The organism is Scytonema sp. PRP1 (genome assembly GCF_036697665.2).
Lineage (GTDB): Bacteria > Cyanobacteriota > Cyanobacteriia > Cyanobacteriales > Nostocaceae > Kalymmatonema > Kalymmatonema gypsitolerans.
Map to the genome: position 1 here is coordinate 123,745 of NZ_JBAHYJ020000068.1, position 15,436 is coordinate 139,180.

16 protein-coding genes are annotated in these 15,436 nt (G+C 45.4%); all 16 read right to left on the bottom strand.

The features are described from left to right. Positions 1-132: 132 nt before the first annotated feature. Positions 133-498 carry a GPW/gp25 family protein gene (locus tag V5G28_RS14555; protein ID WP_336230724.1) on the bottom strand — a complete coding sequence of 122 codons (366 nt, stop codon included), beginning with the start codon at positions 496-498 and terminating at the stop codon, positions 133-135. A gap of 19 nt (positions 499-517) precedes the next feature. Then, complete coding sequence (locus V5G28_RS14560) at positions 518-835, bottom strand: PAAR-like protein (RefSeq protein WP_336230726.1); 318 nt, start codon at positions 833-835, stop codon at positions 518-520. Further along, the gene (locus tag V5G28_RS14565) at positions 835-1,350 is read right to left on the bottom strand and encodes a phage baseplate assembly protein V (protein WP_336230727.1); all 516 of its coding nucleotides are present in this window, start codon (positions 1,348-1,350) and stop codon (positions 835-837) included. The genes V5G28_RS14560 and V5G28_RS14565 overlap by 1 nt, the downstream gene beginning before the upstream one ends. After that, positions 1,347-2,471, bottom strand: coding sequence for a phage late control D family protein (locus tag V5G28_RS14570; RefSeq protein ID WP_336230730.1), 1,125 nt, complete (start codon positions 2,469-2,471; stop codon positions 1,347-1,349). The genes V5G28_RS14565 and V5G28_RS14570 overlap by 4 nt, the downstream gene beginning before the upstream one ends. Before the next feature lie 41 nt (positions 2,472-2,512). Beyond that, positions 2,513-2,812, bottom strand: a complete 300-nt coding sequence (locus V5G28_RS14575; RefSeq protein WP_336230732.1) for a LysM domain-containing protein — start codon at positions 2,810-2,812, stop codon at positions 2,513-2,515. A gap of 160 nt (positions 2,813-2,972) precedes the next feature. After that, the gene (locus tag V5G28_RS14580; RefSeq protein ID WP_336230733.1) at positions 2,973-3,647 is read right to left on the bottom strand and encodes a hypothetical protein; all 675 of its coding nucleotides are present in this window, start codon (positions 3,645-3,647) and stop codon (positions 2,973-2,975) included. Between the two features lie 229 nt (positions 3,648-3,876). Next, positions 3,877-5,100, bottom strand: a complete 1,224-nt coding sequence (locus V5G28_RS14585; protein WP_336230734.1) for an eCIS core domain-containing protein — start codon at positions 5,098-5,100, stop codon at positions 3,877-3,879. A 20-nt stretch (positions 5,101-5,120) separates the two neighbouring features. Further along, positions 5,121-5,636 carry a hypothetical protein gene (locus V5G28_RS14590; protein WP_336230735.1) on the bottom strand — a complete coding sequence of 172 codons (516 nt, stop codon included), beginning with the start codon at positions 5,634-5,636 and terminating at the stop codon, positions 5,121-5,123. After that, positions 5,633-6,769, bottom strand: a complete 1,137-nt coding sequence (locus tag V5G28_RS14595; protein ID WP_336230737.1) for an eCIS core domain-containing protein — start codon at positions 6,767-6,769, stop codon at positions 5,633-5,635. The genes V5G28_RS14590 and V5G28_RS14595 overlap by 4 nt, the downstream gene beginning before the upstream one ends. Further along, positions 6,766-7,026 (bottom strand): hypothetical protein, encoded by a 261-nt coding sequence (locus tag V5G28_RS14600; protein WP_336230739.1) that lies wholly within the window; start codon positions 7,024-7,026, stop codon positions 6,766-6,768. The genes V5G28_RS14595 and V5G28_RS14600 overlap by 4 nt, the downstream gene beginning before the upstream one ends. A 42-nt stretch (positions 7,027-7,068) precedes the next feature. Then, positions 7,069-9,090 (bottom strand): ATP-binding protein, encoded by a 2,022-nt coding sequence (locus V5G28_RS14605; protein ID WP_336230741.1) that lies wholly within the window; start codon positions 9,088-9,090, stop codon positions 7,069-7,071. Further along, positions 9,087-10,403, bottom strand: a complete 1,317-nt coding sequence (locus V5G28_RS14610) for a Pvc16 family protein (protein WP_336230742.1) — start codon at positions 10,401-10,403, stop codon at positions 9,087-9,089. Before V5G28_RS14610 ends, V5G28_RS14605 begins: the two co-directional genes overlap by 4 nt. A gap of 34 nt (positions 10,404-10,437) precedes the next feature. After that, positions 10,438-11,202: a hypothetical protein gene (locus V5G28_RS14615; RefSeq protein WP_336230743.1), complete on the bottom strand. Its 765-nt coding sequence runs from the start codon at positions 11,200-11,202 to the stop codon at positions 10,438-10,440. Beyond that, a complete protein-coding gene (locus V5G28_RS14620; RefSeq protein ID WP_336230745.1) occupies positions 11,199-12,023 on the bottom strand; it encodes a T4 family baseplate hub assembly chaperone in 825 nt (274 codons plus the stop codon). The genes V5G28_RS14615 and V5G28_RS14620 overlap by 4 nt, the downstream gene beginning before the upstream one ends. A 17-nt stretch (positions 12,024-12,040) precedes the next feature. Continuing rightward, positions 12,041-12,568 carry a phage tail protein gene (locus V5G28_RS14625; RefSeq protein WP_336230747.1) on the bottom strand — a complete coding sequence of 176 codons (528 nt, stop codon included), beginning with the start codon at positions 12,566-12,568 and terminating at the stop codon, positions 12,041-12,043. A gap of 102 nt (positions 12,569-12,670) precedes the next feature. Continuing rightward, on the bottom strand, positions 12,671-15,001 hold the full coding sequence (locus tag V5G28_RS14630; RefSeq protein WP_336230749.1) for a phage tail sheath family protein: 2,331 nt from the start codon (positions 14,999-15,001) through the stop codon (positions 12,671-12,673). Positions 15,002-15,436 lie beyond the last annotated feature (435 nt).

Here is a 15,436-nt window from a genome sequence, read left to right on the forward strand (position 1 = left end):
TTAGTCATTGGTCATTGGTCATTAGTCATTGGTCATTGGTCATTAGTTATTAGTTATTAGTTATTAGTCATGAATGAGGAGTCAGGAGTCAGGAAGAAGATTCTAAATTCTCCGCGTCCCCGCATCCCCTCCTCATCCCACTGCTTGTCGTGTGAACTGAGCAACTTGCCGTTGTTGTGTGCGTCGCACAATGTACTGTACTACTACTCGCAATGTTGAGTCTTCGCTTTGAACATTCACTGCCTCAACTTGAATTAAATCGCCCAACCATTGTTGCAATGCACCTTGCACAGTTGCTTGGGTAGCTGCTGCTAAAGCATCGTTGTTAGGTGCAAACAACAGCTGTAAGATACCACTGCCAAAAGTTGGGCGATTGACTCTTTCTCCGGGAGAAGTAAACAAAACTTGCTCGATTAAATCGGGGATGTGGTCATTCTGCGTAGTGCTGGCTGTGTGTCCGCGACCATCAAAATGGAATGGATAATCTAGTTGTATCATATTGCTTATTTTGTAAACTTTACATCCCCTTCACTCGTACTTGCGTAACTACTATGTTTAAAGGAGTACCAGTGGGAGCGCAGATAGCTTGGCTATCTTGCAGCAAAACAGGCAATCCTCCTGCACGAACTCGCGTTGCAGCAGTAATCCATTGGGCGGTTACGCAAGGTCCGCCTGCTGGTGGTGGCAAGGAACAACCTGCGACTACATAAGGATTTGGCTGGGTAACAATTGGCTGCCCGCTAACCCTGACACGCGGATTTGGTACAACTGGTTGTGCTTGACCTCCATGAGTACACAGCACTGTTGCCCCTTGATGCAATAAATGTCCCGGCATTAAATCACCTCCAATGCTCCGTTATTAATTGATACTTGTGGTCCTGTAAGTTTGATAGTGGCACCTTGTCCGTTATCAATCTCAATTCCAGTAGCACTGAGGACGATTTTTTGCCCGCTAGAGGTTTCTAGCGTAATGCCGCCGATGCCGGGGGTATCGTCAAGTAAGATACTTTGACCGCCCTCAGTTTTGATCATCAGCTTTTTGTAAGGGGGTGCTAGGAGTACAGGTGGCATTTCTGCTGCTGAACCCCACCAACAACCAGACCAAATAGGATAGTCTGGATTGCCATGCTCAAATTCAATCCACACGCCTGCACCTACAGATGGCAGCGCAAAGAAGCCTAAGCCACTACCACCAAAGGGGGCGCAAGGCATTGCCCAACCACTTTCTAGATCGCCCATAACGTCAGGCACTTTCGCTTTGATTCTGCCCGTCATTAAGGGGTCTTGAATATCGGTGACAATGCCGCGATACTTGCCGTAAAAGGTAGAGTTGTTCGTAGAGTTGTTCATGGTCTTACCACTGGCAACAATGCGCCAGTGCCTTCTCTACTAAGTGTGAATCTCTGCTTGTACTCGCCCCGCATGATATTATGAGTGACTCGGCGCACATAGTAATTGCCGTCATAAGACAAGCCAACACCGCGCACACCTACTAATCTGCGCGATCGCAATACATTTCCGTAGCGAACTGTATCTAATTCGCCCTCTGCCCTTACTGGTTCAGGGGCATTACTGACAGTTGACACCGCAGATTGAGCAGCTTGGGCAGGGTTTTGATTTGCTGACTGTCGTAATAAGACTTTGCGCCTAGCCTGAGTTGAACTACCAGCCAACGGTGGAATCCGTAAGGAAGGTAGAGGGGGAATCGGGATACTCAACTTAGTAATAGGTTCGACAAAAGAGCCTTGAGTACCGACAGGCGCAAGAGAATTATTGGAAAAGTTTAATGATGTGACATTGGTATAAGCCCCCATATTCATTGTCAAAGCAGGTTGAGGAACTCCTACACGAGTTTCTGGTCCCCAATAGGCTGTATTTACACCAAACGTCAGCGGTTCGATGTAAAAAACAAAACCATTGCGCCGCGCCAAACGCTGAATGAATTGCAAATCTGTTTCAAATTGACGCGGTACTCGTTGCACCTCAATAGGCACATCGGTCGTAGGCGTAACCTGGAAAGGAGGAATTAAACCAAACTGAGCATAATTAGCAAGAATACGGTTGACAATTAAAAAATCTGGTTGATTTTTGAATCCTTCATTTCTCTCTTCCAGATCAAGCATAATGCTGATGTCCTTGCCCGTAACAGTAAGAGTAGACATTCCCGGTTCATCGCTGGGTGTAATCTGGTGATGGGTAATTACACCGTCAATTAGTACTTCGGGGGACACGCCTAACAGTACTCCAATTATTACTCGGGAGAAGGGGTTAAGAAAACTACTTTGCAACAAGCTGTAATCTCTTGTCTTGTCCTTACCCAAAGTAAAAGTAATTTGAAAGCCGTCCCCGTTCTCTGAATCATTGGTTACTTCCACACTAGTAAGGGCAGTAGTAACTTCATAAGGTGCAGGACGAGGGACAATTTCACCCATCCATAAAATGAGACGGACACCGAGTAGGCTGGTTAACATTATTTGTTAATGGTTGGTCGTTATTATTTACTCACTGTTGCTTACGCAAAGGGCAAAGCAATTTTGATAATACGTCCGATTTCCTCTAATTCATCAGGACGGTAGACATTGTTAGCATCGCAAACCTGCCAAAATTGGGTGGGATTGCCAAGGTATCTAGCGGTGATATTGTCCAAGCGATCGCCCTGGATTACGGTATGTTCTACGACTGTTGCCATACCTTCAGTTGTAGGTAAAAACCGTCGTTGCACGTAACGAATTTCACGAGGCATACCGTTACTATCGGTAACAGTAATTGTTGATGTTTTGAGTTTGTAATAACGACTAGTTTGGTCAAACATAATTAATTAGTTGTAAGTAGTACCGCAAGGCGGAAGTCAAAAGTCAAAAGTCAAAAGTCAAAAGTATTATGGAATGGGCTTTTTAGGGATTTTAAATGGTTGCCCTATTTACGCCGCTCTGTAGTAGTGAGTTGTGAGCCATTAACAATTAGCCATTTCTTTAACCTCCAATACTAAGATTGGCATCAAAAGAAAAGGAAGCTGATACTGATGGTAGATTGCCTACACCGTTAATTGTTGCCATCACTTCTTTAGTAATTTGATGCACCATAAATAATGCACCTCCGAAACTTAGTAGTCCCAAATCGTGATAACTGAGTACTTGCAAATCAAGACTAACTTTCGCACGAATAGGATTTAAGTCAGGGTCAAAAGCTTCTTCAGTGATAGTAAATTGAGTTAAGCGCACTGGTAAAATCCGCTTTGCACCCCAGATAAATAGCGTGAGTGGTGCTTCTGGCGGGATAACTTCGATAACGCCCAAATTTAGCAACACTTCATCAGCAATTACCTTTGCCGACTTAGGATATAGCAGCATTTCTAAAGCCGCTAATGTGGGATAAACCCCCATAGAAGAAGCGGGAAATTTTGCTTGTTCTAACTGGTCTGCGGCATCAATTTCCACATCCACCTGAATTGATTCTTGGGGTGGTCCTTTTAAACGCAACGCCTCACCTCTATCGGCATTTTCACCCCCCATTGTGCGGGCGGTAATTGTGCGCGTCATCATGTCGGGATTGTATTGAAAAATAATGGTACTGGCGACGGGGTTGAAAACATCAACTCCGATGATTGCGCCTTTAAGCAGACGGGGAGAACCGGGGAAGGAGGTCATAATAATTGCTATATTATACTGTGTAAGTCAATTTCCTAACTAAAAACTTTTATGAATTGATTTTGATATTTTATTCTCATAAACATACTTATTATTTAATAACGTCTTCTTTTACCACTTCTTTGAAGCTCGAAACTACAATCTCTACAACTTGGACTACCTAGGAAAACGCATATTCATTTAGTTACTCCGATCAAATTTGTGGAATATTTTGCTCTCGCTCGGTTTTCTAACCAGCCGTGTGATCTACGCAAGATGCAAATGCTTCTCTACCTGCTACACGTAAGGCAAAAGATTCAAAACATGATGCATCAGCACGCCTGAGGGCATTTGTTTCATGACTAGCCATATCGAACCAAATATGAAATGGTTCATGGAGGATTGTTGCTGAGCGCTCGTCTGGGTTATCCCAAAATGGTTGACATAGGACAACCAGTCTGTTGCCTGGACAGGAAAAAGCAAAATTTTCTCCACAGCTACCCTCTGCACATCCAACAAGTGTCACCTTGTCGCCACGACAGATATAGCGTAGATAACCACTTTCCAAAGTTTCGCGCACTCGCCGGAAGCGATTTCTTTGCTGCTCAATCAGTCTAAAATGTGCTGGGTTTGTGAGTGTCAGACCAAGTTCTTCTTGTAAGATGGTGTCAAATTCAGGATCTATAGGTTGACCTCCTTGTGTTAGTAGCAAATGAAAATCGAGCAAGAGTTCGGCTCGCAAAGCTAACTCAACTGCGTCTGCATCAGCAGCTGTGATAGCCGCTACTGCTTGATCTCCTGTTAAGTTGGGATTAGTTAGTCCTGTTTGATGACAACTGACATTTTCAGGGCGCACTCGACGCTGGATTACATTTGATGAAGCTTGGGGAACGGAGGCGTTTAATTCAATTTTGTTGCCAGAATTATCAATTGTTCGCTCTGCCCGTTCTGCCTCTAACTCTAAGGAGTCAGTTTCCGTTTTGTTCAGATAGAGTTTGCCTTGCAAAGTACCCGCTTTTTGCTGCACTACATGTGTTAGCTCATGCGCCAAAAGTTTTTGTCCTGTTTTGGTTGAGGGTGCATACTGCCCAGCTCCAAACACTACATCCCGTCCGACTGTATAAGCCAACGCATTCACCGCCTGTGCTGACTCCGCCGCTTTCGCATCTGTATGCACTCGCACGTTACTAAAATCATGCCCAAACCGCGACTCCATAAAAGTACGAGTATCTCTGTCTAAAGATTGACCGGACGTGTTTAATACTTCATGTACGATCGGCGGTACTTCAGAACCGTCTTGTTGATTGGCTGCCCGTCGCTGAACCGTAAGGTTCTTTCGCTGACACTCACTGCATTGCTTTGTCAAGCCTGCCACATTGCCGCAGGCACACTTTTGTTGGAGCAGGGATGATCGAATCAAAGTAAAAGATGGTTTCCATTCGGTTTTAGTAGAAACAGGTGATCGCTGATTCATGCTTTATTTTCTCCAATACTTTAGGGATACAGACGGCTCGGATCGACCTCTACTTGCTCAATGACGGTTTCTGGAATCCCCTCATAAGCAAACGCTTCAATCACAGCCGAGCGATTTGGTTCAGGTAGCGAAAAGAGAATAAATTCATTCATCTCGTTTCCTCGCAAAACAATCTGCTCGGCTTCGTCTAAAAGAGTAATACTCTCAATGTAGTTAAGTGGCAAATCTTCCCACACTTCTGGCTCAAATGATAAGAGAACTTGCAAACGCTCTATATTTTCAGAGTTTAGTGTTTCCTGGTAAATATCTAACGTATTTCTAGTAGGCTCAGTTTGTGCTGTTCGCTCTGTTAGTCCTGGCATTATTTTCATCATTTCTTCTATCCCAATCACTCGTTGCAAACGATCGCGATCAAACTGAATCCGAAAAGCGTTACTGCACTGTAGCGCAACCTCCAGTAGGGTCTGTACGGCGAAGATGCGCTTATCAGAGGATGCTTTGAATATTGGATGCTCTTGGTTTAGATAATCCATCATGCTAAAGCCAACACAGCAAGTGCTGCTAAGATTGCTTGTACAATTAAATACGCCAACACGACGATCGCAACCACCACAACCGCGATCATCAGTGTCTTAAGGACTTTCTCAACTAAATCCCTCAACCATTCTTTAATCTCTTCCCAAGCTTCCTCTAACTCTTCCTTACTAGCAAAACATTTCATCTCACAAAGACCGGAAACGCTTTCATAGAAGAAGATACAAGACTCTCCTCTGGCATTGTTCAAGTACCCAATATGAATATTGAAAATCTGATTACGCGCACCTTTAGGAACACCTTTCTTAATCAACTTCACACCCACATGAGGCACGATCGCTTTCACACAGCCTCCTACAAAGTCGCCATCATCCACATCCACAACGAGCAGTAGGTTTCCTGGTAAATCCTGAGTGTGTCGCCAAATCACCCGCCTAGCAAGACCAACAGGGGTAGAACCCAGCGATGGTAAAAGGGTTTGATGACCAGGTGCTAGCACGCGATCAGCAAACTGGTCGGCTTCTGATTCAGCGTGCTGAGTAGTAGGCTTGTGGTTTTGTGGGTGCTGTTGAATGGTATGGGCAACCTCATGAGCTAACAGCCAATCGCCGGATGCAGTAGAATTTGCAGGATCGCCCATGACAATATGGTTCCCAACTGTAAAGGCTTCACTGTTGAACGCATTGGCAGTAATGTAACTTTCCTGATTTTCGTGAACCTTTACTTCGTCCAGAGAAATCTCGGATTGTGGTTGAAGGGAACTTTTTACAGAAGGAGAGAGAGGTTGTCCTTCCCCTAGACTATAAACAATGTGTTGTAACTCTGGCGTGAGTCGCCCCTCTAAAGCGTTGATCGGAATTGATAAAGGAATTTCTTGTCGAGCAAAGCGGGAGGAGACTGGAGATGGATCGGGCGATTGCAACACCTCATGTACAATCGGCGGCACTTCAGAAGCTTCTGCCTGATCGCTAGAACGACGTTGTAAAGTCAGCCGTTTGTTTTCACACTCGGTACACTTTCCCGTCAAACCAGCCGAATTTCCACAAGCACATTTGCGCTGTAAAAGTCCTGTTTTCACAGGTGTAAAAGACGGTTTGGGTGTGGTTTGTGTTTGAGTTGGCGCTCTTGTACTCATTGCCCCAATCCTCCATAAATTGCCTGCGCTACCTGAACTCCTATTGCTTCTGGTTTAGCACCAGCTTTCACCTCAAATGTCCCTGCATCCAACCTGGCAATTTCACCACTTCCAGCAACAGATGGTGGTACACCCTGCTCGTTCAACAACCGCGTTAATTCCTGCTGTATTGCGTCGCCAATACGGTAACGGTCTTGTCGTGCAAACCCGTGTAACACCAATTCTTCAATATGTAATTCAATGTTTCTTGATATCATTCCGAACTCCTAAACTTTTCTTAATTTTTCATTTTTAATTGTTTACGCCCATCCTCGAACTTCCGCTTCTGTTGGTTGTTTATCTAACTTGGCGTATTCACTTTGGGCAGCACGCAGTAAATGTTTCATCTGCACAGATTCCCCAGTATCTGCGGCTAAAAATGCAGCATTCAACGCTATATTGCGAATATTGCCACCCGCGATATTCAACTTTGCTAATTTAGCCAAGTCTATTTTCTCTGTTGGCATTTTTGGTGGAAAAATGCGTCGCCAAATTTCTATTCGCTGGGCAAAATCTGGAAAGGGAAACTGAACTATAAACCGAATCCGGCGCAGAAAAGCTGTATCTATGGCATTTTTCATATTAGTTGTTAAAATTGCCAGCCCTCGGTATGCTTCCATCCGCTGTAGCAAATAGCTTACCTCTATATTCGCGTAGCGATCATGACTATCCTTGACTTCACTGCGTTTGCCAAACAAAGCATCCGCTTCGTCAAACAACAAAATCGCTCCCCCTGCCTCAGCTGCATCAAATACCCGCCGCAAGTTTTTCTCGGTTTCCCCAATATATTTACTCACTACCTGGCTCAAATCAATTCTGTATAAATCCAAACGCAACTCGTGGGCAAGTACTTCTGCTGCCATCGTTTTACCAGTACCGCTTGCTCCAACAAACAAGGCGCTGATACCCAACCCATTCGACCCCCTAATGGCAAACTCCCAAGTTTCGTAAACTTTGGCGCGTTGTCTCACTTGCGCTGCCATTTCATGAAGAATCTGACGCTGAGGTTCTGGCAATACTAAGTCATCCCAGGTCGCTTTTGGTACTATTCTTTGTGCTAATGTTTCCAAGCGGGGACGAGCTATGGTGCGGCAAGTGTCCCAGAGTTGGGAGAGGGGGGACGCGGGGAGGGAATAACTCCTGTCTTCTGTCTCCTGACTCTTGTCTCCTGTCCGCAATTCCTTAACTTGATTGCAAACCGTATAAATCGTTGATGCACTGAGGCTGAATTGAGAGACTAATGTATCCAATTGTCCGTTTAGTTCCAAAGCAGAATTTCCCAAAGCATTCTGCCATAAGCTTCGTTGTTCAGCCATACTGACTTTACTTATATCTAAACGTATAATTTTACGCCTGCAACTTTGTAGAGGTTCGCGCCCACTGATGAGCAATAAACTTTGGACGTTTTCGATAAAAGGCAGAAGCGATCGCATCTTTTCCACCTCTGTTAAATCCTCCCATTCTAGGAGCAAAGCACTACGGCTGAGAATGGCTTCCCTCTCCCACAGGCGCGTCAAGGCTTCTCGTTCCGCTACAGCTTGGGGAATATCCGCAGCCCGCAAAAAATATAGTTGAATGCCCATTGTCGCAGATACGGCAGATGCGATCGCCCACTTACTATCCGATTCATCCCCGCATAACTGGATCGCTGGTGGAATTTGCTGTCCTCTTATCTGTGACCAAATGTCTGCAATTTGTTGAGCTAGCAAATTATGGGATGCCGGAAGTTCAGTTTCTATGGGTAGCGGTTCTATGAGTCCTTGCAAGCGATCGTCTAAGTACGGTACTCCCGCCAGATAATGCAATACCCGCTCATCAATCCGCAGCCGACTTTGTGTTAAACTCTCACCTCCGGCTACCTCAATCAACCGCCAACGACGTAAAGGTGCAACAGGCACTAAAGCACTCCAATCTGCTTCTGGAAAAGCTGCCAGCGCTAAGCTAAAGGTAGGGTAAGAAAATTGGAGATTACCTTGACATTGACCACATAATTGTGCTAATAAAGCACTCAATTCTACGCCTGCACATAATAAAAGGATATGGCGTTCAAAAGAAGTCAGCCCAAAAGCAGCACACAGGAATTCTAAAGAAGACGCAGAGAATGTCCCTATGTCCTGTTGTATCCCCACGTCTCCGTGTTTCCGCGTCCCCGCATCCTCCTCAGCATTACCCTGCAAACGGGCAAGGTACTGTTGCAATAATGTACGCACCTCAGCTAAGGCTTGTGCAAGGTATTGCTGGTTAGCTTGTTGCCAGTTGCGGGTGACTGTAGCGTTCATCATGGAATCACGATTTGGGGTGTACCTGTATAACGATTGAAGTTAGGGCTATTTTGGTTTGTCTCTACATCTGGTAGGCTTTCCGCCCCATCTACCTGCACTCGCACTAGATAATTTCCAGGAGTAACACCCCTAATTTCAAATTCGATAGATTTAGTATCACTGGTTCTGGGTTTGGCACTAAAGCTGTAACCTTTGGCAGGAGGGGGATTGGGCGCTGAACTCCACTGGTTTAGCAGTAAGGTGACACGCTGCGACTGTCCTACGATAGGGGTAAGCTCTAGAGTTATGGTTCTAAATGATGCACCGTTGGTATCGATTTGCACGTCTGAGACTGTGATTTTGTAAGTTCCATCCGGGTTTTTATCAATTGTGGGACGCAAGATAAAAGCTGCGATATTCGACTCAAAACCGTGATGGGGATCTGCGGGGGTGTCGAAGTACAGGGGATGGACAACCTGTACTGTATTTACACCAGCTACTAAGCTAGTAGGAACTGGTACTTCCAGAAGGCGATCGCTTACACTTCTTGCCGGATTCACCTCTGTAGTTCCAAATTTCACAACTACACTGTCCGCTTTCAAATTTTGTCCCTGAATTGTTAGGGTGCTACCTGGAGTTACCACGTTTGGTAAAACATTTGCAATCTGTAGTTGACTGAAGGGTAAAACCTTTAAGTTACGCTGGCGTACGGGCAGTGCAGATTTAGTTGAACCTTGTCTTTCTATCAACACTACCGACACTTGATAAGCTGCTGTCGGTCGATAATTGCTTTGATGAAAAGTTGACCACAGCTTTGACATTTCGTCGATGCTGAGATACTGCGGAGTAATTTTGATTTGCTCTATCTGTTCGTCCAATCCCGCAGTAGTCAGTGTTTGCATAATTGGGAGATTGCCAACACCGGATATTGGCACAGATGGGTTTAAGGCTACACGAATTGCCTCTTTTGTCAAGATTGGCGTTTCATGCAGCAGTTGCATCCCGTAGCCCAGTAAAATCTCACAATGAAAGTCTTCCTTGCCGTAAGCTGTTAGTAGATAATGGAGATCAAGGGCGAGTGGAGGATTGCTGATGCGATCGCCATTGCTATCTCGTGAAGGTAAACCCACATTCCGCCAGCCAGAATTAGGTGTTACCTGGTATAAAAATAAATTTAATTGACTTGGTTCTGTGGGACCTGTGGCAATCCTGTCTGGGGGTAGGGCAGTTACCGCTACATCCCCGACGCTGGTTAAATCGTGGTTAATTAGACCATTGTTGAGCAAATCTTTGAGAACAGCAGTGACAGCTGCAATGGCAAGGGCATTACTCATATGTTGCCTCCGTTGCAGGATTTTAAGTAGTCATTCAGTGATAATTTGGGTGCTGGCGGTGTTCGAGTATCTTAGCTGGTGCTGGTGGTGTAATAGCTCGCACATCAATGCGACCAATAGTCACTTGGATAAGGGGAGTAGGGGAGATGGGGGGAGAAGAGGTAGGGACAGGTTGATGGGGGAATACGGGGACAGGTCGATGGGGGGATACGGGGACATTACTCACGTCCTGACTACCTTCGTTAATTTCCATGACTCTACGGAAAATCGGGCTATGCCCGTCTGTGTGAGAACCTGGAGTTATCCGTATTCTCGCTTCTTGTCCTTGCTCAGTACTCATTAACCAGTCTGTATTTGGAGGCGGTGAGAATTGGGACGACAAAATGGTTGGTTGGTTTGCAACTCTCTGGATGACAGGTGGGAATGGGGTTGAGGTTTGTTGAACACCTGTATTTTCAGGTGAGGTAACACTGGTGCCTTCTGTTGTAACAGCTGATGTTGGTATTGATTGATTTACCTCTGGTATGAATTGGTTGCGAGACTGTTCGGGACTATTTTGTGCTGGAGGAGATATCAATTGGCTATTGGGTACTGTGGACTGGGGAGTGGGGAAAGAGGACGCTCTGACGCGGAGGCGGTCTAACGCTGAGACATTTTCTATGTCTTCTTGCCACTCTTGTACGGGCAAATCACCGTTTGCTTCTACTTTATTAGGTTCAAATAGCGATGCTAGCCGAGGTTGAATCACCTGTGCTAGGTTCAGGCTCCTAGCTGCTAGATTGCTAAGATAATCGCTCATACACCCACCATCTCCAGATAAAACTGTCGCCGTTGGGGACTCATTGCTAAGATGTCTGCTTCGCGCCAACCGTAAGCTAAGGCTAGGGTATGCACTTCTCGCAGAATGCGATATGCCCAGGCGTTAATCTCACTCCAGACAAACGACACAATGTCGAAAATTGCCTGCCACTTATGCTTGCAAGCCGGACAGCAAAGGGCAAGTTGCACGTCTGCTTGGGGGTCAGCTTCAGCCATTTGTGCCACCACTGCTTCCATCACCTCTGCTGGCAATTCGCTGACTGGTTGTTCAGAACTATTACTTTCAACTTTGAGCAGACACCGTTCCAGTAAAAATCGTCGCACTGCAAGGATATTTTGGTTATGTGTGTAGCGAGTTGGTATTGCCATCAAGTCTAAACTGTTGGGTAAGCGAAACTGCACCTGATAATCAGCAACATCCAGTGATAGTACTTGCAGTATTATATCCTGCGGTACACGAATATCTTCCACAGAAAATGTCAACTCCAAGCGATCGCCACAGTTGGAACAAGTCACCAAACTGGCTATCTGAGAACCAAATAGCCACTCGCGTAAGGTGAGTAGGTAAGCATCACGCTGACCAATACTGAGTTCCGCTAGCAACTGGGGTGATGTTTCGGGACAAGCAGCAGCAAGCAATAGTAATGCCCGCTGAACGGATGGCTGGTTTAGTCCCTGCTCCCAGACTTGTAATAGTTCTTGTGCTGACAGGCTACGCATAAGGTGGGGTATCGGGGATAAGGCAGGAATTGTTCTTTGCGTCACCGTGTCACCGTGTTCCCGTATCTCCCTATCAATCATCTTGCTTGATAGAAGAATTAAATAGGTGGTTCGGTGAAACTTGGTTCAGTTGGTTCGGTGACTTCGTAATCTCGTTCCCAGCCTTCGTTTTCAAATTTGATGTGTTGAATGGCAACAGCATTGGCATTAGCATCGAGGTCAGGTAGAGCTTGGTATTCGGATACCCAGCAACGGTAAATTTTGTAGGCGATCGCTAATTGACCGGCTTCGTTATAAACTTCCAAAATAATGTCTTTGCGAAAGTCTTTGAGCGAGACTTCTGCACCTAACCCAGAACCATAATTCCAAACTTTGTTTGCCCACTTCTCGAACTCGGTATCGTGGGTGACACCGCGTTCCAGCGTGATTGCATCATACTCGGTACGACCGGGAGACTTGCGCGAAGTACTGGGATCGCCTCCTTCACGGTGCTTGACTACTTCGGTGGTCTTCTTCAACGCCCCGACTTTACTAATACCTGCAACATAGCGACCATCCCACTTCACACGAAATTTGAAGTTTTTATACGGGTCGAATCTTTGGGCATTAACGCTAAATTGAGCCATATGTTCTCCTTGATTTCGATGGAACTGGTTATGTCGTTGTTTGTTGTTTGTTATTTGGAACAACCAACTATCAACTAACAACCACCAACCAACAACTCAGAATTAAGTAGTTATTTGACCAGCCAATTGCTGAATCTTGATAATCACAAACTCCGCTGGTTTGAGTGGAGCAAAACCAACCAGGATATTGACAATGCCCAAATTAATGTCGTTTTGAGTAGTTGTTTCCCTGTCGCACTTGACTAAGTAAGCCTCTCGTGGTGTCTTACCCTGAAAAGCACCTTGGCGAAACAGATTGTTCATAAAAGCCCCGACATTGAGACGAATTTGCGCCCAAAGTGGCTCATCGTTAGGTTCAAAAACTACCCACTTCAGTCCCCGATAAAGGCTTTCTTCGATATAAAGGGCAGTCCGACGAACGGGGATGTACTTGTATTCATCTGCCTGTACATCAGCACCTCTTAGGGTACGAGAACCCCAAACTACGTTGCCATAAATTGGAAAGCTTCGCAGGCTATTAATTCCCAACGGATTCAGTGTGCCATTTTCTGGGTCAGTTAAGTTGTAAGACAGCCCTTGAATACCGTTGAGAACAGCCTCTGTACCAGCTGGTGCTTTCCACACTCCACGTTGACTATCCGTGCGGGCAAAAACACCAGCGATCGCTCCCGATGCGGGCATACTACGCAGACGGAAACCATCTAATGGATCGGCTGCTAAAATTTGTGGGAAAAAGATAGCTGCATAACTGCTGTTCAAACCAAGGTTACTCACCCAGTCTTTGATGCTTGCGTAGGATTTTTGAGGATTGGGGTCAACTATATAAAAAGCTCGGCGCTCTTCACATAAAGCCACAGCTGCCGCCATCACACTTTTAGCTTCAGTATCACTCAATTGAACCGTACGCGGAATCACCAACAGGTTGAATAAGTCAACATCCCGCAGCGCGTAAATTCCAGTTTTCTCGTCATATGAACCAATCAGGGTTGCAGCGTTACTGGGTGGTGTACCATCTACTCCTGGAGATGCACCCGTTTGTGCGCCGGTTGAGCCGCTACCTAGACTGTATTGCTGCACGTTAGTAAATGCACCTGTGGCGCTTGTCAAATGGATTGCTGTAGCACCTGCGTCACTGAATGTAATTTCAGCATTCGGTGTGGTGGCACTTGGTACAATCCGCAGGGAAGTACCAACGATTTGTACAGTTGCATTCTTAGTTGCAGGGTTGTCAATTGCCCGAATCAATTTTTGAAGAGTATCGCGCACTTCTTGTAGGGCGGTGGGTAATTGTAGGGTGGTGGGTAAGTTTGTAGGAACGGTAATCGCAAGAGAACCGATAGAAGTTGTTGCCAAGATGGGCGTACTTGTCAACGTATCTGTGATGGTAATCTGTACTTGTCCGCTAATTGTTCCAGAAAGGTCAGCCAAATCGCGACTGACTGTACCAGTTTGGGCTGGACGATAAAAACTCGCGCCCTCCTTTTCGCGCCCACCGTTACTCAAACCGAGCTTGAGCTTGGCAGCAACGTCATTGCTCGGTGCGTTAATTACCTCTACAGACGAAAACTCACCTGCTGTGAGCGATGTTAATTTCAGGAAATTACCCGTAGCACTAGCTGTAGTACCCAGAGCGTCAAATCTTCCTACTGCCAAACGAGATGATAACCCAGCCGCAGTAATGGCTGCACCAATTTGGTTTACCAGTTCTTGCAATTTATCCGTTGCTGCATTCACTCCTACTGGGTTTGCCAAAATCAGTGTAAATGGTCTATTTCCATCCACAATGCCAGTAATCGTGGTGTTATTGGCGGTTAAGGGAGGTACAGTGTCTAGTTTTCCACTCAGGCTGTAGCCATCCTCGGCAAATCCTGAGAAGCTTGTACTAAGCTTGATCAAATTCGAGGCACTGTTGACAACACTCAACGCATATGTTGAGGAATGGCTACTCATGCTGAGATTGCGGTGCTGTTCTCTGTCTATAAGAACTAGCGCTCCGTTCTGCGTCTCGTATCGACTCACATACAGGTTAAAAGTACTATCAGGATTACTTGTGGCGTAATCTACATCCACACGCAGATAGTTTCCCCAAACACCAGGATTGATGGCAGAGACAGTCAGAACAGCATGACCTAAGACATCTTTGAGTGTTACTGCTGCTGGGGTTGCTCCTTGAGCAATGCGTACTACATAGGCATCAGTTCCACCGTTCAAAAAAAACTGCTGTACTGCATAACCAATCTCGCTATCGCGGTCTAACCCACCGAATGTACGTTCATAATCACCAAAATTTAATATACGTACCGCTTGATTCACCGGCCCGCGTGCTGTGTAACCGATAAAAGTAGTGATAGATGTTGCCACTCCAGTAATTGTACGTACACTACTGACAATTTCTTCTATGTAAACACCTGGGTAGGTGGGAGTGATGGGCATGATAAATTCCTCTTTTCTAGAATTTAATGTTATTTTATAGCATCAGTTTATACCTAAAAGTCTGCCTTCTTTAGTTAGGCAAGGCGAGGATTTTGCAAATTCAATATTTTAGGTTCGCTGACTAAGGCTTATACGTTTGCTGCTGCAAAAATATGCAGTTGCCAAACAAGCGAGCATCGCAAATTTATTCTGTTTATTTTGGAAGCTTAGCTTCAAAATACTAAGATTATGCCACTCTTAAGAAAACACAATGATTTCTTTCATTCATCACAGGTGATCGTCTGTAAACAGATTTTGTTACTTTCACCATAGTAGTAACAAAAGCGTCTGAGGAAAGCGATCGCATTTCCAATGGATGTAAAGAAACATTTCTGTTTCTTAGAAGAGGGTTAATTACAGAGCAATGTTAGATAAGCTACCCAAAAAGATTTCTTC

Excerpts from the sequence above, each read along its gene's own strand:
- V5G28_RS14615 (WP_336230743.1), bottom strand. The coding sequence starts at position 11,202 with ATGAGCGATTATCTTAGCAATCTAGCAGCTAGGAGCCTGAACCTAGCA.
- V5G28_RS14555 (WP_336230724.1), bottom strand. The coding sequence starts at position 498 with ATGATACAACTAGATTATCCATTCCATTTTGATGGTCGCGGACACACA.
- V5G28_RS14580 (WP_336230733.1), bottom strand. The coding sequence starts at position 3,647 with ATGACCTCCTTCCCCGGTTCTCCCCGTCTGCTTAAAGGCGCAATCATC.
- V5G28_RS14605 (WP_336230741.1), bottom strand. The coding sequence starts at position 9,090 with ATGATGAACGCTACAGTCACCCGCAACTGGCAACAAGCTAACCAGCAA.
- V5G28_RS14585 (WP_336230734.1), bottom strand. The coding sequence starts at position 5,100 with ATGAATCAGCGATCACCTGTTTCTACTAAAACCGAATGGAAACCATCT.
- V5G28_RS14575 (WP_336230732.1), bottom strand. The coding sequence starts at position 2,812 with ATGTTTGACCAAACTAGTCGTTATTACAAACTCAAAACATCAACAATT.
- V5G28_RS14560 (WP_336230726.1), bottom strand. The coding sequence starts at position 835 with ATGCCGGGACATTTATTGCATCAAGGGGCAACAGTGCTGTGTACTCAT.
- V5G28_RS14565 (WP_336230727.1), bottom strand. The coding sequence starts at position 1,350 with ATGAACAACTCTACGAACAACTCTACCTTTTACGGCAAGTATCGCGGC.
- V5G28_RS14570 (WP_336230730.1), bottom strand. The coding sequence starts at position 2,471 with ATGTTAACCAGCCTACTCGGTGTCCGTCTCATTTTATGGATGGGTGAA.
- V5G28_RS14620 (WP_336230745.1), bottom strand. The coding sequence starts at position 12,023 with ATGATTGATAGGGAGATACGGGAACACGGTGACACGGTGACGCAAAGA.
- V5G28_RS14600 (WP_336230739.1), bottom strand. The coding sequence starts at position 7,026 with ATGATATCAAGAAACATTGAATTACATATTGAAGAATTGGTGTTACAC.
- V5G28_RS14625 (WP_336230747.1), bottom strand. The coding sequence starts at position 12,568 with ATGGCTCAATTTAGCGTTAATGCCCAAAGATTCGACCCGTATAAAAAC.
- V5G28_RS14590 (WP_336230735.1), bottom strand. The coding sequence starts at position 5,636 with ATGATGGATTATCTAAACCAAGAGCATCCAATATTCAAAGCATCCTCT.
- V5G28_RS14595 (WP_336230737.1), bottom strand. The coding sequence starts at position 6,769 with ATGAGTACAAGAGCGCCAACTCAAACACAAACCACACCCAAACCGTCT.
- V5G28_RS14630 (WP_336230749.1), bottom strand. The coding sequence starts at position 15,001 with ATGCCCATCACTCCCACCTACCCAGGTGTTTACATAGAAGAAATTGTC.
- V5G28_RS14610 (WP_336230742.1), bottom strand. The coding sequence starts at position 10,403 with ATGAGTAATGCCCTTGCCATTGCAGCTGTCACTGCTGTTCTCAAAGAT.